This is a genomic window from Pseudomonas sp. Marseille-Q8238 (assembly GCF_965111915.1).
Map to the genome: position 1 here is coordinate 1,939,807 of NZ_CBCOPI010000001.1, position 22,373 is coordinate 1,962,179.

Sequence of the window (22,373 nt, forward strand, 5' to 3'; positions counted from 1 at the left end):
AATGTTGAAGCGCGTGTTCACAGCGGGTTTGCTGTTGTGTCTGTCCAATGCCATGGCGGCAGCTCCCCAGACCGAGGTCGACAAGCTGGGGGGCAGCCTGACACCGTTGGGTGGCGAAAGAGCCGGCAATACGGCAGGCATCATTCCGGCCTGGGATGGTGGCATTACCCAGGCACCGACTGGTTATGCCGGTGCAGGTCGGCATCACGTTGACCCGTTTCCCGACGACAAGCCGCTGTTCACCATCACCAGTGCCAACCTGCAGCAATACCAGGCGCAGTTGACGGCGGGGCAGGTCGCCTTGTTCAAGGCCTATCCAGACAGTTTCTCGATGCCGGTCTACCAAAGCCGGCGTACGGCGTCGGCGCCGCAATGGGTGTATGACAATACGCGGCGCAATGCTGCCCAGGCGCATCTGCTGAAGGATGGCAACGGTTTTGCCGATGCCTACGCGGGCATCCCGTTCCCCATTCCACAACGTGGTGTCGAAGCGTTGTGGAATCACATCGCCCGTTATCGCGGTATCTATGTCGTGCGCCAGTCCTCCGATGCCAGCGTACAGCGCAATGGCAGCTACGGCTTGGTAACGCTGCGTCAGGAAGCGCTGTTCAACTATTACCAGGCCCGCTCAGCCAGTGAGCTGAACAACATCCTGTTCTACTTCCTGGCGGAAACAAAAAGTCCGGCGCGCTTGGCCGGTGGGGCGTTGGTGGTGCAGGAAACCCTCGATCAGGTTGCCCAGGCGCGCCAGGCGTGGGCTTATGCCGCAGGGCAGCGCCGTGTGCGCCGAGCGCCAAATGTGGCCTATGACACGCCGCTGGGCACGGCTGACAACCTGATGACGGCAGACGACAAGGACATGTTCAACGGCGCCCCGGACCGTTACGACTGGCAGTTGCAGGGCAAGCGCGAGATCTTTATCCCGTACAACAACTACCGGTTGTCCAGCCCGGACGTGCAATACGCCCAGTTGATTCGTGCGGGGCACCTCGAACCGGCCTATACCCGTTATGAACTGCACCGGGTCTGGGTGGTGGAGGGGACGCTGAAACCAGGGGCGCGACATGTCTATGCCAAGCGTACGCTGTATCTCGATGAGGACAGCTGGCAGGCCGCAGCGGTAGACCAGTACGACAACCGTGGCGAGCTGTGGCGGGTTTCGCTGGCCTACCTGAAGAACTATTACGAGGTGCCTACCACCTGGTCCGCGCTGGATGTCTTCCATGATCTGCAATCGGGGCGTTACTACGTGCAGAACCTGGATAACGAAGAGCGGGGGACCAGCGACTTCAGCCAGCCGGTGCCACCCAGCAGCTATTTCTCTGCGGCCACATTAAGGCGACTGGGCACACGCTGACCGAGTGGGTGACTTGGCGGGGGGCTGGCTGTTCGATTGTGCGCTGGTTGGCTGTTCCGTATGCGTCGCTGAATGAATTCACACATGAGCCATCAAAAGGCCGCTACAGTTGTGGCAGCCTTGCGGGGTGTGGAGTCAGCATGCGACGCGTCTCGTTGGACGTGCTTAACAAAACATAACGTCGCGCTGATTGTAAGGCTTTTGCAAAGCTGTATAGCATGGGGAGTCTGCCATCTAGGCATGCACCCACTTATAAGAATAAAGGGGGAAGTTTTATGCGTGAGCCCTTCATGCGGCGCACCTGCTCCGGCCATCTGCACGCTGTACAGATGCCGACCCGTTTCCAATCGCCTCTGGCGAAAGCATTGTCCTTGCTCAGCATGGTTTCCGTTCTTGCCCTGGCTGCTCCCATGCATGCCCAGGCGGCTACGGATGCCCCTGCCGTTTTCTCCGTCGAGTCACCCAAGGCAGCAACCAGCCTGCTGGTGGACATCGCCCATGCCGGCAAACGCCTGGTGGCGGTAGGTGATCGTGGGCATATCCTGTTTTCCGATGACTCCGGTAAAAACTGGGTTCAGGCGCGTGTGCCGACCCGACAGATGCTGACCGGTGTATTTTTCATCGACGACAAGAAAGGCTGGGCTGTCGGTCACGATGCACAGATCCTGGCAACCACTGACGGTGGTGCCAACTGGACATTGCAATTCGAAGACCTTGAGCGCGAAGCCCCCTTACTGGATATCTGGTTCCAGGATGCCAATCACGGACTTGCCGTAGGTGCTTACGGTGCTCTGCTGGAAACCACTGATGGCGGTCAGAACTGGAACAATGTCAGTGATCGCCTGGACAACGAAGATGGCTATCACCTGAACGGCATTACTGCCGTCAAGGATGCGGGTCTGTTCGTGGTCGGCGAAATGGGCAGCATGTTCCGCTCCGCTGACTGGGGACAAACCTGGGAGCGCATGCACGCCCCCTACGAAGGCTCCCTGTTCGGTGCACTGGGCACCGCCAATGCGAATACCTTGCTGGTCTATGGCCTGCGCGGCAACCTGCTGCGTTCCACTGACTTCGGCACGACCTGGCAGAGCCTGCAACTGCTCTCCGAAAACGGTCCCCTGCGCTTCGGTCTGGCGGGCGGCACCTTATTGAAGGACGGCACGCTGGTCATCGTCGGCCATGGCGGCAGCGTACTGCGCAGCAGCGATGGTGGTCGTACGTTCTCGGTTATCAACCGTAGTGACCGTGCCTCGCTGGCCGGGGTTACGGACGATGCCGCCGGCAACCTGATCCTCGTGGGGCAGGGTGGGGTGCATATCGCTACGGCGACTGGCGCCGCTCCGGGCCAAAAACAATAAGCCGGGCTTTTTGAAGGTAATCAGTACGATGAGCAGCCATCACCAAGACAAGGCGACCTTTCTTGAGCGCCTGATTTTCAATAACCGGCCGGCAGTGATCACGATCTGCCTGCTGGTCAGTGTTTTCCTGCTTTGGCAGGCTTCGATGATTCGTCCCTCGACCAGCTTCGAGAAGATGATTCCGCTGGAGCACCCCTTCATCCAGAAGATGATGGAACACCGTAACGACCTGGCCAACCTCGGTAATACCGTGCGTATTTCCGTCGAGGCCAAGGATGGTGACATCTTCAGCAAGGAGTACATGGAGACGCTCAAGCAGATCCATGACGAAGTGTTCTACATCTCCGGTGTCGACCGCTCCGGTCTGAAGTCGCTTTGGAGCCCCAGCGTACGCTGGACTGAAGTGACCGAAGAAGGCTTCGAGGGTGGGGAAGTCATTCCGCAGACCTACGACGGTTCCAAGGACAGCCTGGAAGAGTTGCGTAACAACGTACTCAAATCCGGTCAGGTCGGGCGCCTGGTTGCCAACAACTTCAAGTCGAGTATCGTCGACGTGCCGTTGCTGGAGTCCTATCCGAATCCGGATAACCAGAGCGAACTGCTGACCCTCGACTACCGCCAGTTCTCTCACGAGCTGGAAGAGAAGATTCGCGACAAGTTCCAGAACCAGAACCCGAATGTGCAAATCCACATTGTTGGCTTTGCCAAGAAGGTGGGTGATCTGATCGATGGTCTGATCATGGTGGTGGCGTTCTTTGCTATCGCCTTCCTGATCACTCTGGTTCTGCTCTACTGGTTCAGCTGGTGTATCCGCAGCACTATCTCGGTGCTGTCGACCACGCTGATTGCGGTGATCTGGCAGCTCGGTCTGATGCACCTGGTGGGCTTCGGTCTCGATCCGTATTCGATGCTGGTGCCCTTCCTGATCTTCGCCATCGGTATTTCCCACGGCGTACAGAAGATCAACGGTATCGCCCTGCAGTCGAGTGATGCCGACAATGCCCTGACCGCTGCGCGTCGTACTTTCCGTCAGCTGTTCCTGCCGGGGATGATCGCGATTCTGGTGGATGCGGTTGGCTTCATTACCCTGTTGATCATCGATATTGGCGTGATCCGCGAGCTGGCCATCGGTGCGTCCATCGGTGTCGCGGTGATCGTGTTCACCAACCTGATCCTGCTGCCGGTGGCAATTTCCTACATCGGTATCAGCAAGAAAGCCGTCGAGCGCAGCAAGAAAGACGCGGTACGTGACCATCCGTTCTGGCGCCTGCTGTCCTACTTCGCACACCCGGTCGTGGCGCCGATCTCGGTTGTCATCGCTCTGGCTGCGGGCGTTGCAGGCTTCATGTACCAGAAGGAGCATCTGCAGATCGGTGACCTCGATCAGGGGGCCCCGGAGCTGCGTGCCGACTCGCGCTACAACAAGGACAACAACTTCATCATCGACAACTATTCCACCAGCTCCGACGTTCTGGTGGTGATGGTCAAGACGGCGAATGAAGGGTGCTCGACCTACGAGGCGCTGGCGCCTATGGACGAGCTGATGTGGCGTATGGAGAACACGCCAGGCGTCCAGTCGGCGATCTCCATGGTCAGTGTGTCCAAGCAGATGATCAAGGGCATGAACGAGGGCAACCTGAAATGGGAAACCCTGTCGCGCAACCCTGATGTGCTGAACAACTCCATTGCCCGGGCTGACGGTCTGTACAACGCTGACTGCTCGTTGGCGCCAGTGCTGGTGTTCCTCAACGACCACAAGGCCGACACACTCAAGCGTGCGGTGGGTGTGGCTCAGGAGTTTGCCGACGAGTACAACAAGGATGGCCTTGAGTTCATCCTGGCAGCGGGTAACGCGGGTATCGAAGCGGCCACCAACGAAGTCATCGCCACCTCGGAACTGAAGATCCTGGTGCTGGTGTACATCTGTGTGGCGGTAATGTGTCTGCTGACCTTCCGTTCCTTCGGCGCGATGCTGTGCATCATCCTGCCGCTGATCCTGACCTCTGTCCTCGGTAATGCCTTGATGGCCACGTTGGGTATCGGTGTGAAGGTGGCAACGATGCCGGTGATCGCGTTGGGTGTGGGTATCGGGGTCGACTACGGTATCTACATTTACAGTCGCCTGGAGAGTTTCCTGCGTGCCGGTATGACCTTGCAGGAGGCCTACTACCAGACCTTGAAGTCCACGGGTAAGGCCGTGATGTTCACAGGCCTGTGCCTGGCCATCGGCGTGGCGACCTGGATCTTCTCGGCGATCAAGTTCCAGGCGGACATGGGGCTGATGCTGACCTTCATGCTGCTGTGGAACATGTTCGGTGCGCTGTGGCTGCTGCCGGCACTGGCCCGCTTCCTGATCAAGCCGGAGAAACTTGCCGGTAAGAAGGGCGGTTCGCTGTTCGCTCACTGATTTATCAGCTGTTGAAAAAGGCTCCTTCGGGAGCCTTTTTTTATGGCCGTGAGAACGTGGGTATTGGGCAGATTGGGTTGCAGCGATAGCAGGTGCGTACCTGTGGTGAGCTTGGCGCTTTGCATGTGATTGTAGGGCGCCAGCCGAAGACGGTTCGCGTGGCGCATCCTACAGTTTAGGTTGCTGTGCTAGCTGAAAAGAGGGAGGGATTAGGCAGGTAGATGTAGAAATGAAAAGGCCGCCTTGCGGCGGCCTTTCTGGTGCGGCTGGAATTACATGTTGGGGTAATTCGGGCCGCCAGTGCCTTCAGGGGCTACCCAGGTGATGTTCTGGGCAGGGTCCTTGATGTCACAGGTTTTGCAGTGCACGCAGTTCTGTGCGTTGATCTGGAAGCGCTTGCTGCCGTCGTCATTGCTGACCACTTCATACACGCCAGCCGGGCAATAACGTTGGGCTGGCTCGTCGTACAGAGGCAGGTTCTTGGCGATCGGGATGCTCGCGTCGGCAAGTTTCAGGTGGCAGGGTTGTTCCTCTTCATGGTTGGTGTTGGAGAGGAATACCGACGACAGCTTGTCGAAGCTGAGCTTGCCATCCGGTTTCGGGTAGCTGATACGCGTCGACTCGGCAGCGGTCTTCAGGCAGGCATAGTCTGGCTTGTTGTCATGCAGGGTCACTGGGATCTTGCCGCCAAAGATGTTCTGGTCGACATAGTTGAACGCAGCGCCGGCCAGTACACCATATTTGTGGATGGCGGCACCGAAGTTACGGCTGCGGAACAGTTCGTCATAGAGCCAGCTGGCTTTGAAACCATCGACGTAGCTATTCAGCAGATCGCCGCCTTGGCCGTCAGCCAGCAACGCATCGGCCACGGCATCGGCCGCCAGCATGCCGGACTTCATGGCGGTGTGGCTGCCTTTGATCTTGGCGAAGTTCAGAGTGCCGAGATCGCAACCGATCAGCGCGCCACCTGGGAAAACCATCTTCGGCAGGGAGTTCAGGCCACCTTTGCAGATTGCACGGGCGCCGTAGGAAACGCGCTTGCCGCCTTCGAGGTACTGCGCGACCACCGGGTGGTGCTTGTAGCGCTGGAACTCGTCGAACGGGGAGAGGAACGGGTTGCTGTAGGACAGGTCGACGATCAGGCCGACGACCACCTGATTGTTTTCAAGGTGGTAGAGGAACGAGCCCCCGGTATTCTGGTTGCCGACGAAGTCCAGCGGCCAGCCGGCGGTGTGCACCACCAGGCCCTGTTCGTGTTTGGCTGGATCGATGTCCCAGATTTCCTTGATGCCGATGCCGTAATGCTGGGCGTCGGCTTCCGAGGCCAGGTCATACTTGCTGATCAGTTGCTTGCCGAGGTGACCGCGGCAGCCTTCAGCGAACAACGTGTACTTGCCACGCAGTTCCATGCCGGGGGTGTAGTAGCCTTCTTTCGGGTGGCCTTCACGGTCTACGCCCAGATCGCCGGTGATGATGCCGCGCACCACGTTGTTTTCGTCGATCAGGACTTCCTGGGCGGCGAAGCCCGGGTAGATTTCCACGCCGAGGTTCTCGGCCTGCTGGGCCAGCCAGCGGCACAGGTTGCCCAGGGAAATGATGTAGTTGCCTTCGTTGTGCATGGTTTTTGGCACAAACAGGTTCGGCACTTTGATCGCGGCTTCGGCGTTTCTCAACATATAGATGTCGTCACGCTTGACCGGGGTGTTCAGCGGGGCGCCGAGTTCTTTCCAGTCGGGGAACAGCTCGTTCAGAGCACGAGGCTCGAATACTGCGCCGGAAAGAATATGGGCACCGACTTCGGAGCCTTTTTCGACTACGCAGACGCTGATCTCTTTACCGGCGTCGGCGGCCTTCTGCTTGAGTCGGCAGGCGGCGGACAGACCGGAAGGGCCAGCACCGACGATGACGACGTCGAATTCCATAAATTCGCGTTCCACAGAGAATCTCCTACTCAAGGCTCTTCGGTGTATTGTGATTACTTGGCTAGGCTTTCTCTGGCCTGCGCGCGGGCATTATATCCACACGTCCGTTCCGGTCCAATACAAACGTTTGTTTGAATTTTGTCAAACCCATGTCGCGCAAGGCTTGGGAGCGGATGAAATGGGATTTTTTCGTATTGACCAGAATAGGCGTTCCGGTCAAGATACGGTCGGTTTTGCGTTCGCCGTACGGGCTGACCGTCGGTTCCGACCGACTTGCATCACCTGCCAGGCTCGCCTTGGCGACATCCTTATTCACCGGAGAGTAACGAGGAATCCATGAAGGTTCTTGTAGCTGTCAAACGAGTGGTCGACTACAACGTCAAGGTTCGCGTCAAAGCGGACAACTCCGGCGTCGACCTCGCCAACGTCAAGATGTCGATGAACCCCTTCTGCGAAATCGCCGTGGAAGAAGCCGTACGCCTGAAGGAAAAGGGCGTAGCGACTGAAATCGTCGTGGTCACCATTGGTCCGAGCACTGCTCAGGAGCAACTGCGTACTGCCCTGGCTCTGGGTGCTGATCGTGCCATTCTGGTCGAGTCTGCCGATGAGCTGAATTCTCTGGCAGTTGCCAAGCTGCTGAAAGCCGTTGTCGATAAAGAGCAGCCTCAGCTGGTTATCCTCGGCAAACAGGCTATCGACAGCGACAACAACCAGACTGGCCAGATGCTGGGTGCCCTGACCGGTTATGCCCAAGGCACCTTCGCTTCCAAAGTCGAAGTGGCCGGCGACAAGGTCAATGTGACCCGCGAAATCGACGGCGGTCTGCAGACCGTTGCATTGAACCTGCCGGCCATCGTGACCACTGACCTGCGTCTGAACGAGCCGCGTTATGCGTCGCTGCCGAACATCATGAAGGCCAAGAAGAAGCCGCTGGAGACCGTTACTCCAGACGCGCTGGGCGTTTCTACTGCCTCCACCGTCAAGACCCTGAAGGTCGAAGCGCCTGCAGCTCGCAGCGCCGGCATCAAGGTCAAGTCCGTGGCTGAACTGGTCGAGAAACTGAAGAACGAGGCGAAGGTAATCTAAATGACTATCCTGGTTATCGCTGAACACACTAATGCCGCTTTGGCGCCTGCCACCCTGAACACCGTTGCCGCTGCCGCGAAGATCGGTGGCGACATTCACGTCCTGGTCGCTGGCCAGAACGCGAACGCTGTTGCTGAGGCTGCTGCCAAGATTGCCGGTGTAAGCAAGGTGCTGGTCGCCGACAACGCTGCCTACGCCAATCAACTGCCAGAAAACGTCGCGCCGCTGGTGGCCGAGCTGGGCAAGGGCTACAGCCACATCCTGGCTGCTGCTACCAGCAACGGTAAGAACATCCTGCCGCGTGTTGCTGCTCAACTGGACGTCGATCAGATCTCCGAGATCGTCTCCGTTGAAAGCGCTGACACCTTCAAGCGCCCGATCTATGCCGGTAACGCCATTGCTACCGTGCAATCTTCGGCTGCCGTCAAGGTCATCACCGTACGTGCTACCGGTTTCGACCCGGTTGCCGCTGAAGGTGGTTCCGCCGCTGTTGAAGCCGTCAGTGGCCCAGCCGATGCTGGCAAGTCCGCCTTCGTTGGCGAAGAACTGGCCAAGTCGGATCGTCCTGAGCTGACCGCTGCCAAGATCGTCGTTTCCGGCGGCCGCGGCATGCAGAACGGCGACAACTTCAAGCACCTGTACGCGCTGGCCGACAAGCTGGGCGCTGCTGTCGGTGCCTCGCGCGCCGCAGTCGACGCCGGTTTCGTACCGAACGACATGCAGGTTGGTCAGACCGGCAAGATCGTTGCTCCGCAGCTGTACATCGCTGTAGGCATCTCGGGTGCCATCCAGCACCTGGCTGGCATGAAAGACTCCAAGGTGATCGTTGCGATCAACAAGGACGAAGAAGCACCGATCTTCCAGGTGGCCGACTACGGTCTGGTTGCTGACCTGTTCGAAGCTGTGCCGGAGCTGGAAAAACTGGTCTGATCCAGTTTTCTAGCCCACAAGAAACCCGCTCATCGAGCGGGTTTTTTATTGGCTGTTTTCAGTGTTGGGAGTCGAGGAAAGCGCGATAGTGATCGGCTGTTTCTTCCGCTCGTTCGATCATTGGTGCATGACCGCAGTCTTTCATGATCACCACGGTTGGATCGCGCAGCAGTGGCTGCATGACCTCGATGCTGGATACATCCAGCACCCTGTCCTGGTCCCCCCACAGCAACAGGGTCGGAGCCTGAATCTTGGGTAGCTCAGGTTCCAGTGGTATGTACTGGTGGATCAACTGGTCGAAGATGCGATCGTAGTGCTCGCTATTGGCCATGGACTGTTCGGCGAAGTGCCGTTTCAGTGCGTCTGGCAGGGGCGGTGGATCGACGAAGACGAACTCCATCAATGCCTGGAATTCCTCGGCTTTTCTCACCACCAGCGGATTGGCTTCACCACGTTCGACACGTTCGAACATCTCGCTTTTGCGGGGTGAGGTAACACCTGCGTTGTCCAGCAGAGCCAGGGTCAGCACTTCCTGTGGATGACGGGCGGCGTACAACGCTGCGATATGGCCACCCATTGAGTTACCGATCAGGTGGACTTTTTCCAGGCCGAGGGTGTGAAGGAATTCCTGCAGGCGGTCGGCCTGTGTGCCAACGTCGTAACTGGCATCTGGTTTGCTACTTTCACCAAAGCCTGGCAGGTCCAGTGCGATAACGTGGTAGTCAGTGGTAAAGAAGCGCGCAAAACGTAACCAGTTGTCACGGTTAGCGCCAAAGCCGTGAATCATGACGATGGTTGGCCTGTCGGCTTTGCCGCCTTCGTAGTAATGGATATCCAGGTCCCCGACCTGAAGTTGCCGTGACGACAGACCGGCCAAGCTACGCTCGGCGAACTGTACGCTGGCGATCAGCGTTGCAGGTGATAGATAAAGCGTGGCGGCTATCCCAGCCAGCAGCAGGATGATGCCGAGAATAAGTTTTTTCATGGCGATTCCTTATCGCGTTTAATTATTTAGAGTTTTTTTTGAGCTACGATTAGGTCGATTCGGGCGTCAGGTATGACGCATGCTCTTTCGAACTTCAAGCCGGGACATTCACTATGCGCACTCCGCTGTTCTTCGCGTCCTCGCTGTTGCTGTCCCTGCTGCTCAGTCCGTTGCAGGTAGTGGCTGCTGGCAAATGCGAGCGCCTGGTGGTGACGGGTAATCCGGAATACCCGCCTTACCTGTGGCGTGACCCACAGAATCCACAAAAGCTTATCGGAGCGAATGCCGACCTGATTGCTCACATCGGTGAGGCCATCGGCGTGAAGATGGAGGTGATCTATACCGGTCCTTGGTCGCGCGCTCAGGACGAAGTACGCACGGGGCGGGCGGATGCATTGGCCGGTGCGTTCATTACCTTGTCCCGGCTGGAAACCATGGATTATGTGCATCCTGCCTTCTTCATCACGCCTAGTGTGGTCTGGGTGCGGCAGGGGCACGAGTTTCCCTACAGCAGTTGGGAAGACTTGCGAGGGCTCAAGGGCGGGACACTGGTCAACAATAGCGTTGGTCAGGCATTCGATGCCTATGCCAAGGCTAATCTGAACCTCGAGCCCGTACCCGGCTTGACCCAGGCGTTTCAGAAACTACTGCTGGGGCGTACGGACTATGTGCTCTATGAGCGTTATCCGGGTGTGGCCATAGCCGATACGCTGGGTTTGCTTGATGACTTGCAGGCGCTTGACCCGCCGGTCGCCAGTGAAGGGCTGTTCCTTACCCTGTCGCACAACTCGGCGTGTAATGAGCCCTGGCTGCGCGGACAGCTGGCGAAAAAGATGACAGAATTGACCGCTTCCGGGCTGCCGGAAACGCTTTTGCAGCGCAATCTCGAGCGCTGGAAGGAGCAGCAATTGCAGCCTGTCAGTGTTCCGCCGAGTGAGTAGGAAGTTTTCAGTGAAGAAACGAATTCCCTGCGTCGTCCTGTCCATGTTGGCGCTAGCCGGCTGCGCCAATGACCCGGCGCCGAGCGAGCAGATGCGCCTGACCATCAGTGCCGTCGAGCAGGCCCGAGCCATTGGCGCCGACGATCAGATTCCGGAGATGCAACTGGCCGAGGCCAAGCTTGCTCGCGCGGAGAAGAACATGGGGGAAGAGGATTACAAGCGTGCGCGCGTATTCGCCGAGCAGGCCGAGTTGGATGCGCGCCTGGCCGAAGCCAAAGTGCTGACGCAGAAGAGTGAAGCCCAGTTGGCTGATCTGAATGCGCGAATTACACGTCTGCGCAAGCAACTGGGGGATGTACAGTGACGTTCCATACTCATGCCGCGACGGGATTGGCGCTGGTGGTGATGTTGCTGGGCGGCTGTGCCAGCCAGCAGGGCGACCAGGCATTGGCCGAGGCCGAGGCGAGCTTCCAGAAGGTCAAGGAAGATCCCAACGTATTGCGCAGTGCGCCCAAGGATGTAATCCGGGCTGGCGAGTCGCTGGCTCGGGCACAACGCTTATCCAGCTACTGGGGCAGCGAGAAGGATGTGCAGCATTACGCCTATCTCAGCCAGCGCTACAGCGATATCGCCAGCCAACATAGTCAGCTCAGCCTGAATCAGGAGCGCGCAGCCAAGCTCGAACTGGAGCGTGAGCGCCTGCAACTGACCTTACGTGAAGCCAAGCTACTCAGTGTTCAATCGCAAGGGCAGTGGCTCGAAGAACAGATGGCCAGCCTGGCTGCCAACGAAACCGAACGTGGCCTGGTCATGACGCTCGGCGATGTGCTGTTCAGTGCGGGCAAGTCCGAGCTCAATGCATCGGCTAACCGGACCGTGCTCAAGCTGGTGCAGTTTCTCCAGTTGAACCCGCGACGCATCGTGCGTATCGAGGGCTATAGCGACAGTGTTGGCGACAATAAGGAAAACGAGGAGCTATCGCGGGCGCGGGCTCAAACGGTGGCTGACGCGCTGGTCGATCTGGGTATCGACAGCAAACGCCTCAGCGTGGTTGGTTACGGTGAAGCGTTCCCTGTAGCGGACAATGCGTCCAGCCGTGGGCGAACCTTGAATCGCCGGGTTGAGATCGTTTTCTCCGACGAGATGGGGCACCTAGGCTCGGAGCGTTGACTCAACAAGTGCTGCTGGAAAAGCCCTGCGATGCGGGGCTTTTTTGTGGGGGGTGTCCCGTCCTGAATAAGGTTTACACCTTTATCCCGAGAATCTGGAGAGCTCGATGGAGCAAGGTGTTAAGCGTACGCAGCGTGATTACTCGCTGACTTTTAAATTGGCTGTGGTTGATCAGGTCGAAAAGGGCGAGCTGACTTACAAACAGGCGCAGGCACGGTATGGCATCCAGGGCAGGTCTACCATTTTGGTATGGTTGCGTAAGCATGGTCGGCAGGATTGGAGCCAGGGGGCATCGATTCGAGCCGATAGGAGTGAAGCTGTGACCGATCCCAAAGACCTGACGCCTGAGCAACGCATCAAGGAGCTAGAGCAGCAATTGCAGCTCATGAGCCAGAAGGCCCAGTTCTTTGAGGCTGTGGTCGATGTGTTGAAGAAGGATTACGGTGTTTCGATCGTAAAAAAGCGACCCGGCAAGTCCTCTCGCAAGAGCAAATCCAAGGGCTGACCGTTGTCAGGGCTTGCCAGTTTCTTTCCATCAGCCGCCAGGCTTACTACAAGCGCAACCGTGTTGCTGACCAGCGCCATAGGCAGGGTGAACAGGTCGCTCAGTACGTCAGTTTCATAAGGGTGCGCCAGCCGCGGATCGGCACGCGTAAGTTGCATCATCTTCTGCACAACCAGCCCAATGACAGCCTGAAGGTAGGTCGTGACCGGCTATTTTCGATCCTGGGTGAGCGTCGCCTGCTGGTTTTACCCAAGCGCGCGTATCACAAGACCACGCATAGCTTTCATCGTTTCTATCGGCATCCGAACCGGCTGAAGCCGGGGCCCGATCAAGTTACAGCGGCAGCGCCCGAGCATGTGTGGGTGGCGGATATTACGTATCTGCCGGCGCGCAGTGGTCCTTTGTATCTGAGCTTGGTCACTGATGCTTACTCACGGAAGATCGTCGGTCATCACGTTCACGAGGGCTTGCATGCCGAGTCTGTGGCCGTTGCCTTTCGACACGCCTTGCGCGGTCGCCGCACTAACCATGGGCTCATCCATCACTCTGATCGTGGAGTCCAATATTGCTCGGCGCTTTATCAGGAGCTGCACAAGCGCCATGGCGTGCGGTGTTCGATGACCGATGGCTACGACTGCTATCAGAACGCGCTTGCAGAGCGGGTGAATGGAATCCTGAAGAACGAACTACTGCAGCGAAGCCCCAATGACTTGGAGCAGGCCAGGTTAATGGTCAGCGAGGCCGTCAGAATCTACAACACGGAGCGGCCGCATAGGGCCCTGAAATACAAAACGCCCGATGCGGTGCATCGGGCGCTCTAGGTGCCGCAAATCTAGCTGAAACGGTGTAAACCTATTTCAGGACTAGACAGGGGATAACGGCCGCTAGGAAAACGTGCTGGACGGTTGCCGTATCTGTACGGTTTCCACATCTGATAACTGTACCGCTACAGTATTCAAATACTGAGCTACTGTTATGGTCTGAATCAGAGATTTCCGCCATGACCAACCTTCTGCTTTATCAGCGCATTGCCCAACAACTGGCCGAAGATATTCGTCGTGGGGTGTACCAGCCCGGCGAGCGTGTGCCCTCGGTACGCAAGATGAGTGCTCAGCTCAGCGTCAGCCATGCGACGGTGCTGCAGGCCTATGCCAACCTGGAAGACCAGGGCCTGATTCGCGCGCGGCCGCAATCCGGCTTCTACGTGCATCAGACGGCAGCATTGACTGCCGCCACGCCGGATATTGCCCGCGTCGAGCGACCTGCAATGGTCACGCGCAGCAGCATCATCAGCCAGGTGCTGACCGACTCACGGCAGGAGGGCGTTTTTCCCTTGGGCGCCGCGGTGCCGCATGTGGATTACCTGCCGGCCCGTGCATTGCATCAGCAATTGGCCAAGATCACCCGTTTCCATAGCGCTCGTGCATTCAGCTACATGTTCAGTCCGGGTTTCGAACCCCTGCGCAGGCAAGTAGCGATTCGCATGCGCGATGCAGGCGTACTGGTCGATCCCTCCGAGGTGGTCATCACCCATGGTTGTGTGGATGCCATCCATATGGCGCTGCGGGTTCTGACCAAGCCGGGTGACCTGATCGCAACCGAATCGCCTACCTATTACGGCCTGCTGCAACTGGCCGAGGTACTTGGTCTCAAGGTCATCGAGATTCCCTGTGATCCGAGCACGGGCCTGAGCCTGGAGGCGTTGCAACTGGCTGCCAACCAGTGGCCGATCAAGGCTTTGGTGCTCACCGCCCGCCTGAGCAATCCGATGGGCGGGAGCATGCCGGAGGAGCGGCAGAAACAACTGCTCAAACTGACGGCGGACTATGGCATTCAGGTCGTCGAGGATGACATCTACGGCGAGCTGCTGTTCGAGCCAGGACGTTGCAAGGCGCTGAAAGCTCATGATCGCAACGATCAGGTGATCTACTGTTCGAGCTTCTCCAAGACCATATCGCCTGGTGTACGTATTGGCTGGATTATCGCCGGGCGTTATCAGGAGGAAGTGGGGCGGCTACAGACCTTCAGTACCCATTCGGCATGCAGCGTCACGCAGATGGGGGTGGCTGCTTACCTGGAGAACGGTGGCTACGACCGGCACCTGCGTTACATTCGCCAGGAGTACCGCAAGAACATGACCGCCTACCAGTTGGCGGTACAGCAGTACTTCCCCGAAGGCACGCAGATGACCCGGCCTAACGGTGGCTTCATTCTCTGGGTCAGTCTGCCGGGCCGGATCAACGTCAAGGATTTGCACGCCCGTGCCTTGCAGAGTGGCATCAGTATTGCGCCAGGGCTGATTTTCAGTAACACCGAGCAGTTCAACAACTGCCTGCGCCTGACCTGTGGCATTCCCTGGAACCGCGACTCCGAGCGCGCCATGATGACGCTGGGCATGCTGGCTACCCAACTGTGCCAGGAGGGCGAGGTGGCCCTTTGAGCCCTGGCCTCTGAAAGCCGGCATGCAATTTCTTCGCATGCTTAACCCGAAGTGGAGCGTGGCTGCGTCTACCTGAGCGAATGGACTTTTCGCCCCTGGAGGCCGCCACCATGCTCACTTCCAATCCTCTGATTCGCCAACCTCTGCTTGCCGGCTTTGCTGCTGGGCTGACTTTTGCTCTGGCTGGTTGCAGCCTGCCCGACAATAATGAGTCTGCAGCTCGCCCTGCACAGCCCGTAGCCAGTGAGCCAGATGCCCTGTATGAGGAGATGGCGCCTCAGGATATGTCTCGCAAGAGCGCCCCTATCGCAGCCGAGCAAGTGCAGCGCCGCGCGCTCATGCCACGCGCGGCGATTGCGCCAATGCCGATGGCCGACCGTATTACCGGCTACCAGGATACCGACCGCGAGCAGTACCAGTCTGTTGCTGATAACCCGGTACATGCCGTTGCCGAGCAACCTGTGTCGACCTTCAGCATCGATGTCGACACCGGCGGCTATGCCAATGTCCGTCGTTTCCTCAACAGCGGGCGTCTGCCACCGAAGGATGCGGTGCGTCTGGAGGAGCTGGTCAACTACTTCCCCTACGCCTATCCGCAGCCTACTGGCGACACGCCATTCGGGGTGACGACCGAGGTAGCGGCCTCGCCCTGGAACGCCAATAGCCGCCTGTTGCGTATCGCTATCAAGGCATCCGATATGCAGGTCGAGGCGTTGCCGCCGGCGAACCTGGTATTCCTCGTCGATGTATCCGGTTCGATGGACCGTCGTGACGGCCTGCCGCTGGTGCAGAGCACTCTCAAGCTACTGGTCGATCAATTGCGCCCGCAGGATCATGTGGCGTTGGTGACCTATGCCGGCGAATCGCAGGTGGTGCTGGCGTCCACGTCCGGGAAGGAGAAGGCGAAGATTCGTGCCGCCATCGACCGGCTCACTGCCAGTGGCTCCACCGCTGGCGAGTCGGGCATCCAGCTGGCCTATCAGCAGGCCCAGCAGGGTTTTATCGAGAAGGGCATCAACCGCATCCTGCTGGCCACCGATGGTGACTTCAATGTCGGCATCAGCGACTTCGAATCGCTCAAACAACTGGCCGCCGACAAACGCAAGACCGGGGTTTCCCTGACCACCCTCGGGTTTGGCACCGACAACTACAACGAGCGCCTGATGGAACAGCTGGCTGATGCCGGTGATGGCAACTACGCCTACATCGATAACCTGCGCGAGGCGCGCAAGGTGCTGGTCGACCAGCTCAGCTCGACCCTGGCGACCGTCGCTCGCGATGTGAAGATCCAGGTCGAATTCAATCCGGCAGAGGTCAGTGAGTACCGCCTGCTCGGCTATGAGAATCGTGCACTGAAGCGCGAGGATTTCAGCAATGACAAGGTCGATGCCGGTGATATCGGGGCCGGTCACACGGTCACCGCGCTGTATGAAATCGTCCCGGCCGGTGGCAAGGGTTGGCTGGAGCCGCTGCGTTATGCCGAGGGTACTGAGTCCTCAGGCAAACGAGCTGCAGGCAAGCCGGGCGAGCTGGCCTGGCTGCGTTTGCGCTACAAGGCCCCGCAGGCTGAGACCAGTCGTTTGCTGGAGCGGTCGATTGAGGCACAAAGCAAGGTGACGCCCATTGCCGGAGCCAGTGAAGACCTGCGTTTCGCCGCAGCGGTGGCAGCGTTTGCTCAGCAGCTAAAGGGTGAGCAGTACACCGGTACGTTTGCCCTCAAGGACAGCGCCGAGCTGGCGCGTAGGGCCAAGGGTGAAGATCGCTTCGGGCTGCGGGCCGAATTCGTGCAACTGGTAGAGCTCGCACAAAGCCTGCAAACTCCGCAAAACGTTCAGGTCAGGGCTGACTAGTTGGAAAAGCTATTGATGGACGATGACGCCGCTTTGTTGCGGCGTTATCGCAACGGCGATACTGGGGCTTTTACGGTGCTTTACGAGCGCCACCGCCTCGGCCTGTTTCGCTTCCTGCTGGGGTTGTGCAGCGATCATGCCTTGGCCGAAGAGGTGTTCCAGGACACCTGGATGAGCCTGATCCGCAGTGCCAGCGAGCAGCGCGAAGCCGTGCTGTTCAAGACCTGGCTGTACCAGATCGCGCGCAACCGACTGATCGATCACTGGCGCAAGTCCGGTCGTCATCAGGGAAAGCATGACGAGTACGATGAGCAGCAACATGCCAGTGCTGATCCGCAGCCTAACCCGGAGCAGCAACTGACGTTGACGCGCGATCAGGAGCGCCTTCAGGCCGCCTTGGACGACTTGCCCGCCGAGCAGCGCGAAGTCTTCCTGCTACGCGCGCACGGTGATCTGGAGTTGCACGAGATTGCCGAACTCACTCGTACTCCGGCGGAAACCGTGAAAAGCCGCCTGCGCTACGCGCTGCAAAAGTTACGTCGGCTATTGGCCGACCCGGCTTCGGCCGAAGAGGTATCCGTATGAACCATCGACCGCACGATCCCGAGCAGGCACTGCTGCAGCACTATCGCGAACACGCCACCGGCGAGCCGTCTGCGGCGCTGGACGCACGTATTCTGGCGGCCGCCAGTGCTGCCGTGGCGCAGGCTCCTGTGGCCACACCAAATTGGCACGAGCGGCTGCATGGCTGGATCTTTGGCTCGGGGGCACGGCTGCGTTGGTCGGTGGCCTTTGCCAGCCTGGCCACGGTTGGTCTTGGCCTGAGCCTGACCTGGCGCACGCTGGACGAAGCACCAAATGCCTATGACCAGGCCGTGCCCATGGCTGCGTCACCCCGTATGCAGGCACCGAAGCCGGAGGCCCCGCAGGCGGAGATGAGCCAGGCCTACGCACCTCCAGTAGCTCCTGCCATGCCTGCCCCTGCCGAAATGCAACGCAAGCAGGCGCCGGTCAGTGCCCGGAGCGCAGCAGCGCCTGCCCCACTGGCAAAACAGCAGGCACAAGCAGCAGAAGCCCTGGCCGATGCCGTTGCCGGAGATGAACTTGCCGAGCAGGCTGTAACGGCGTTCGCGAAAGCGCCTAAGAAGCCGTTGGAGCCGACAGTGCAGCAGGCGCTGGAGGGCATCCTGAAATTGCGCGAGGCGGGCGAGCAGAAGGCTGCCGACGAGGCCTTGCAGCAATTGCAAAAGGCCTATCCGCAGCATGATCTGCCGGCAGAGCTGTTGCGTTTGCAGCGGCTTCGCCAGGAAAAGCCCATCAGTTCGCAGTAGCCCGCAGTGGAGCGCCTTAAGCTGCGCCTCCACTGAGACAGGAGTCGTTCATGCCGGATCAATCGGATCGTCTGTCGACGTCTGACGATGAGCTTACGCCGCTTAGTGTGCTGCTACTGCGGCTGCTCTGGGCCGTGATCAAGCTGGTGGCGCCCATCACCTTGATTGCGCTGCTTCCGCCACTGCTCGGCGCCGGGGTGATGCTGGTGCTGGTGTTACTTGTCGGTCTGTGCGCCCGCCTTGGCAGAAAGAAGATTGCCGAGCGCCTGTGCGTATTGCTGAGCACCACGCTTATCGGCTTGTGCATTGCGCTGTTTGGTAGCGTGCCCGGTTGGTGGGGAGTCGTCTTGGTCCCGGTGGTGCTGATTGGCGGTCTGGCAGCCTTGTCGACTTACGAGCGCCGCCTGGGACTGAGCAAGGCCCAGCCGGAGCCTATTACGCGCGATACGCCTGCGACCAGCACCAGCGCCTGGTCAGGCAGTGATTTGCTGACCCCCGAAGGCGAGCTCATTCGTACCCTGGATTGGGGCGAGTTATGCATGGGCGGGCCGACCTATGGCAGCTATCTGTTTCCCGATGGCGTGTTGTTGAGTGGGCTGGGCTCGTCCGTGCGGTTCTCCAGCAGCGGCCGCTACTTCGCTGCACCCTTGCCGGGGCGTGACGGTTGGGGGTTGCTGATTCTCGATCGCCAGGAGCGAACGGTCTATCGCCATGCCGATATGGGGCAATTCTGGGAACTTGACAGCTTTACCGACGAGACGCTGACCGGACGTTGTAGCCCGCTGGTGGATAACCAGGGTTATCGCATTGCCTTGGCTGATCTGCTCAATCCAGAGCTGGCCGTACCACTGCACGCCGTGGCCGACCTGTGGCTGGAGCCAGGCTGGCAACGTGGTGAACCTGTTGCCGAGCGGGCTTTCGACGCACCTGCCGGCGGTCACCATCTCCGGGCTGTGCGGCATATGCCGCACAGCTTGCGCGGCCTGGATGATCCAATGCTGCCGCTGCGCTATCCGTCCTATCGCCTAGAGGTCGATGAGCAGCTCAGCGACCTGATGATCGACGACAGCGAGGACGTGGTCTGGCGTGCCGATGGCGAGGCGCTGGTCTGCCGTGCGTCCCGGATGGGCGAGCCCCGTTGGTCACGTGATTACTGGCTATGGCAGGCAGGGCAGGGTTGGCGTCAATTATCGACACCCTGGGTTTCGGTCGAAGACGAGCCCGATATGGGGTGGGGCAATGTGCTCGAACTGGACGAGCAGGCCATCCAGATCGAGGCGACGTTCGATCATGCGTACACCAATCGCCTGGGTTTCGGGTATGCGCTGTACCACACGCCGAGCGATATCGAGGTTGCCACAGGGCATGATGCCGAGGGCCGCCTGCTGACAGGCGAGTTCCAGCGCACCCAGGTGCGTCTGGTATTGCCGCTGATGGGGGGCGCGCGGCGTGGCGCTGGTGAGGTGCTCAGTAGGCCGCTGGCGGAGGGGCAGTGCGCTCGTTTTACCTGGCTGCACGACAATGCTCTGGGACGGCTAGGCGCCTTCACCTGCCATATTGCTGACTGGTGCATACCGGGCGAGTGGTTGCTCGATCATCGGGTTTCCGCCTGTGGCCGCTACCTGGCCCTGGTGACGTTCGCTGATGCGCCGGCAGTGCCTGGCCGGGTGTGTGTAGTGGATATCGCACAGCGTCGGGTGCTAAGCACGCCGCAGCCGCTACGGCTGGCTCGTCTGCTCGACTTCCAGGCTGGCCAGCTCAGCCTCATCCATGTGCTCGGGCGTTTGAGCGAAGGCGAGCAGGACACGCCGTTACGCCGCTTCGACCAAGCCGCACCGGCGGCGGAGCGGGCTGCGCGCTTTCTTGAGCGCCGCGAGGATTCGCGCCTGTTCTATCAAGACCTGACCTTGCAGGTTGGGGCAGACGAGTTGCAGCCACTCCCGGCGTGGCGGTTGGTTGATCGCCCGCAAGCAGCCAATGCCGACGGCGATTTCGTGCTGCCGGCCCCCAATGGCCATGACGCTGCCTGGCTGTTCGGTGCTGAAAGTGAATACGGCGACCATTATGTGCGGGAAGACTTTCCGCGACAGGGGGGCTGCTTGTTGACTGCATCCGGACTGGCGCTGGCGAACGTTGGCCCATCGATGATCTGGTCGGCGGATGGGCGTTACCTGGCGCTGACACGGTTCATTGACCGGATGCAGAGTCGACAGCAGGTCGAGACCGATCAATGGCATCTGCTGCTGCTCGATACGCAGGCACACACCCTGCGCGATACCGGTACCCACATCGGTTGCATGCCGTTGTTTGTGGGGTTCGATGAGCACGGCATCGAGGTGCGCACATTCGCCAGTGACTGGCAGGTGGAGGATGATCTAGGAGAGGTCAGGCGCATTGCACTGACCGATCTGCTACCCATGCACGAGGCCTCTCTGCAGGCTCGAGGCGACCTGTGGTTGCCCCCTGAAGAGCTGCAGCGAGCCGGCCAATGGCAGCGACTCGAACGTGATCATTTACAAGCCTGGCGATGAAGGGCGTGTCTGATTCAGGCTCTACGACTTGCCAGATCGCGGGCCAGCAGCGAGCATTAAGGTCCATGTCGTTGTATTTGTATGAGCCATGAATTGTTTTCGTGTAATGCCTTTGGTGCTGGTTTGCGGCCTGCTTGCGGCCTGTGATGATCCTGCTCCTGCCAAACCGGCCCCCGTTGCCGAAGTACCCGCTACGGAGCAGGTTGCTCCTCAGCAAGCCAAACCGACGCCACCTCCGGTCAAGACTGAAACCCCATCTGCGCCTGCTGAAACCAAGGCAGAGAAGCCGGCTGCAGCGGCCAAGCCCGCAGCCAGCAAACCCAAGGCAGTAAAGGATGTGGTGTTGCCGCCTGCCAAGCTGGATCTGCGTTTGCCCGCCGAGCTGGTGGATCAGATCGACCCTAGCGAAGTGCTGGAAGATCCAAAGCAGCCGTTGTTGCCGCCCCTGTTCACCGAGAAGCCGGCTGAGCCTAGCCCGTTCGAACTCAATGGTCGATTGCTCACCAACGAACAGCAGAAGGATCAGGTGGAAGGGGCGGAAGTTCAGATCAAGTTCCGCCACTGATTTCGGGGGAGGCCCCAGTCGCTCTGAATCTGTAGAGTGACCTCACGGGGCGCGAGGCGCGCACCCTACGAAAGCAGGAACAGGCCGTGCTCGATGTGCACGGCGCTTCCTTCCTTAGGCCTCAATCGAGGAACAGGTCCGGTACCAGGGCGCCGCCCTCTGGGTCGTAGCGGTACTGGTCGAACTCGGTCTGACCCTGTTCACGCAAGATGTCCTCGTCGATCAGCAGTCGGCCACTGATGCTGCGGGCCTGGCTCGAGAGAATGGCGTGTGCGGCGTCGGCCATGATGGCCGGGGTGCGTGAGCGCTTGAAGGCGTCGCGGCTGCCCAGTTCGAACTCGATGGCGGCGGTGGCGATCATGGTCTTCGGCCACAGGGCGTTGACGCTGATGCCGTATTTCTTGAATTCCTCGCTCATGCCCAGGGTGAGCATGCTCATGCCGTACTTGGTGGTGGTGTAGGGGCCGTACTGGGTGAACCACTTCGGGTCGAGGTTAAGTGGCGGCGACAGGCTGAGGATGTGGCCGTTGGTGCTTTTCTTCAGGTAGGGCAGGGCCGCCTGGCTGCAGACCATCAACGCGCGGGTGTTGATCTGATACATCAGGTCGAAGCGCTTGGGTTCCAGTTGCTCGACGCCAACCAGTTTGATCGCGCCGGCGTTGTTGATCAGCACATCGATACCGCCGAAGTGCTCGGCCGCCTTGGCCATGGCGGCCTTCACCGCCGCTTCGTCGCGCACATCCAGTTGCAGGGCCAGGGCTTTGCCGCCAGCGGCTTCGACTTCGGCCGCCACCGAGTGAATGGTGCCTGGCAGCTTGGCGTGGGCTTCCGCGCTCTTGGCGGCGATGACGATGTTGGCGCCATCGACAGCGGCCTTTAGGGCGATCTCGCGACCGATACCGCGGCTGGCGCCGGTGATGAACAGGGTTTTGCCTTGCAGTGACATAAGCGTGCTCCGTGGCATGTTGTTCTTGTACGGTGGATGGCGTTCTTTC

Annotated in this window: 18 protein-coding genes; 15 read left to right on the top strand and 3 right to left on the bottom strand. The window is 59.4% G+C overall.

The genetic code is table 11. The features are described from left to right. Window position 1 precedes the first annotated feature (1 nt). The 3 genes from ACWPW0_RS08935 to ACWPW0_RS08945 all read left to right on the top strand — a co-directional run bounded on the left by ACWPW0_RS08935 (window position 2) and on the right by ACWPW0_RS08945 (window position 5,122). Window positions 2–1,357, top strand: a complete 1,356-nt coding sequence (locus ACWPW0_RS08935; protein WP_454255099.1) for a DUF1329 domain-containing protein — start codon at window positions 2–4, stop codon at window positions 1,355–1,357. A 275-nt stretch (window positions 1,358–1,632) separates the two neighbouring features. Then, a complete protein-coding gene (locus ACWPW0_RS08940; RefSeq protein ID WP_447590943.1) occupies window positions 1,633–2,715 on the top strand; it encodes a WD40/YVTN/BNR-like repeat-containing protein in 1,083 nt (360 codons plus the stop codon). 19 nt (window positions 2,716–2,734) lie between these two features. Then, entirely contained in the window at window positions 2,735–5,122 is a 2,388-nt protein-coding gene (locus tag ACWPW0_RS08945) for an efflux RND transporter permease subunit (RefSeq protein WP_454256716.1), read from the top strand. 272 nt (window positions 5,123–5,394) lie between these two features. Here ACWPW0_RS08945 and ACWPW0_RS08950 read toward each other — a convergent pair whose 3' ends face one another. Further along, on the bottom strand, window positions 5,395–7,077 hold the full coding sequence (locus ACWPW0_RS08950) for an electron transfer flavoprotein-ubiquinone oxidoreductase (protein WP_454255100.1): 1,683 nt from the start codon (window positions 7,075–7,077) through the stop codon (window positions 5,395–5,397). Between the two features lie 303 nt (window positions 7,078–7,380). On the opposite strand from ACWPW0_RS08950, the gene ACWPW0_RS08955 reads away from it, so the two are divergent. Then, complete coding sequence (locus ACWPW0_RS08955; protein WP_447590946.1) at window positions 7,381–8,130, top strand: electron transfer flavoprotein subunit beta/FixA family protein; 750 nt, start codon at window positions 7,381–7,383, stop codon at window positions 8,128–8,130. Then, window positions 8,131–9,060, top strand: coding sequence for an electron transfer flavoprotein subunit alpha/FixB family protein (locus ACWPW0_RS08960; RefSeq protein WP_447590947.1), 930 nt, complete (start codon window positions 8,131–8,133; stop codon window positions 9,058–9,060). Window positions 9,061–9,118: 58 nt separating this feature from the next. Here ACWPW0_RS08960 and ACWPW0_RS08965 read toward each other — a convergent pair whose 3' ends face one another. Continuing rightward, window positions 9,119–10,045 carry an alpha/beta fold hydrolase gene (locus tag ACWPW0_RS08965; protein ID WP_454255101.1) on the bottom strand — a complete coding sequence of 309 codons (927 nt, stop codon included), beginning with the start codon at window positions 10,043–10,045 and terminating at the stop codon, window positions 9,119–9,121. Between the two features lie 113 nt (window positions 10,046–10,158). Between ACWPW0_RS08965 and ACWPW0_RS08970 the strand changes: the two genes are divergently transcribed. The 10 genes from ACWPW0_RS08970 (at window position 10,159) to ACWPW0_RS09015 (ending at window position 21,378) form a co-directional block, all read left to right on the top strand. Next, window positions 10,159–10,986: a substrate-binding periplasmic protein gene (locus tag ACWPW0_RS08970; protein ID WP_454255102.1), complete on the top strand. Its 828-nt coding sequence runs from the start codon at window positions 10,159–10,161 to the stop codon at window positions 10,984–10,986. A 43-nt stretch (window positions 10,987–11,029) separates the two neighbouring features. Next, entirely contained in the window at window positions 11,030–11,350 is a 321-nt protein-coding gene (locus tag ACWPW0_RS08975; protein WP_454256717.1) for a DUF4398 domain-containing protein, read from the top strand. 41 nt (window positions 11,351–11,391) lie between these two features. Next, the gene (locus ACWPW0_RS08980) at window positions 11,392–12,156 is read left to right on the top strand and encodes an OmpA family protein (RefSeq protein WP_447595613.1); all 765 of its coding nucleotides are present in this window, start codon (window positions 11,392–11,394) and stop codon (window positions 12,154–12,156) included. A 106-nt stretch (window positions 12,157–12,262) separates the two neighbouring features. After that, window positions 12,263–13,482, top strand: a protein-coding gene (locus ACWPW0_RS08985; RefSeq protein ID WP_454255088.1) for an IS3 family transposase whose coding sequence is annotated in 2 segments (ribosomal slippage) — window positions 12,263–12,628 and window positions 12,631–13,482 — 1,218 coding nt in all. Because the reading frame shifts where the segments join, the coding sequence is not laid out codon by codon here. Between the two features lie 179 nt (window positions 13,483–13,661). Next, complete coding sequence (locus ACWPW0_RS08990) at window positions 13,662–15,101, top strand: aminotransferase-like domain-containing protein (RefSeq protein ID WP_454255103.1); 1,440 nt, start codon at window positions 13,662–13,664, stop codon at window positions 15,099–15,101. Window positions 15,102–15,211: 110 nt separating this feature from the next. Beyond that, window positions 15,212–16,951 carry a vWA domain-containing protein gene (locus ACWPW0_RS08995; RefSeq protein WP_454255104.1) on the top strand — a complete coding sequence of 580 codons (1,740 nt, stop codon included), beginning with the start codon at window positions 15,212–15,214 and terminating at the stop codon, window positions 16,949–16,951. 15 nt (window positions 16,952–16,966) lie between these two features. Further along, window positions 16,967–17,536 (top strand): RNA polymerase sigma factor, encoded by a 570-nt coding sequence (locus ACWPW0_RS09000; RefSeq protein WP_447590952.1) that lies wholly within the window; start codon window positions 16,967–16,969, stop codon window positions 17,534–17,536. Next, a complete protein-coding gene (locus tag ACWPW0_RS09005; protein WP_454255105.1) occupies window positions 17,533–18,282 on the top strand; it encodes a hypothetical protein in 750 nt (249 codons plus the stop codon). The genes ACWPW0_RS09000 and ACWPW0_RS09005 overlap by 4 nt, the downstream gene beginning before the upstream one ends. Window positions 18,283–18,332: 50 nt before the next feature. Continuing rightward, complete coding sequence (locus ACWPW0_RS09010) at window positions 18,333–20,813, top strand: hypothetical protein (RefSeq protein WP_454255106.1); 2,481 nt, start codon at window positions 18,333–18,335, stop codon at window positions 20,811–20,813. Between the two features lie 88 nt (window positions 20,814–20,901). Then, on the top strand, window positions 20,902–21,378 hold the full coding sequence (locus ACWPW0_RS09015) for a translation initiation factor 2 (RefSeq protein WP_454255107.1): 477 nt from the start codon (window positions 20,902–20,904) through the stop codon (window positions 21,376–21,378). Window positions 21,379–21,499: 121 nt separating this feature from the next. On the opposite strand, the gene ACWPW0_RS09020 is transcribed toward ACWPW0_RS09015, so the two are convergent. Beyond that, window positions 21,500–22,324 (bottom strand): SDR family oxidoreductase, encoded by an 825-nt coding sequence (locus ACWPW0_RS09020; protein ID WP_454255108.1) that lies wholly within the window; start codon window positions 22,322–22,324, stop codon window positions 21,500–21,502. Window positions 22,325–22,373 lie beyond the last annotated feature (49 nt).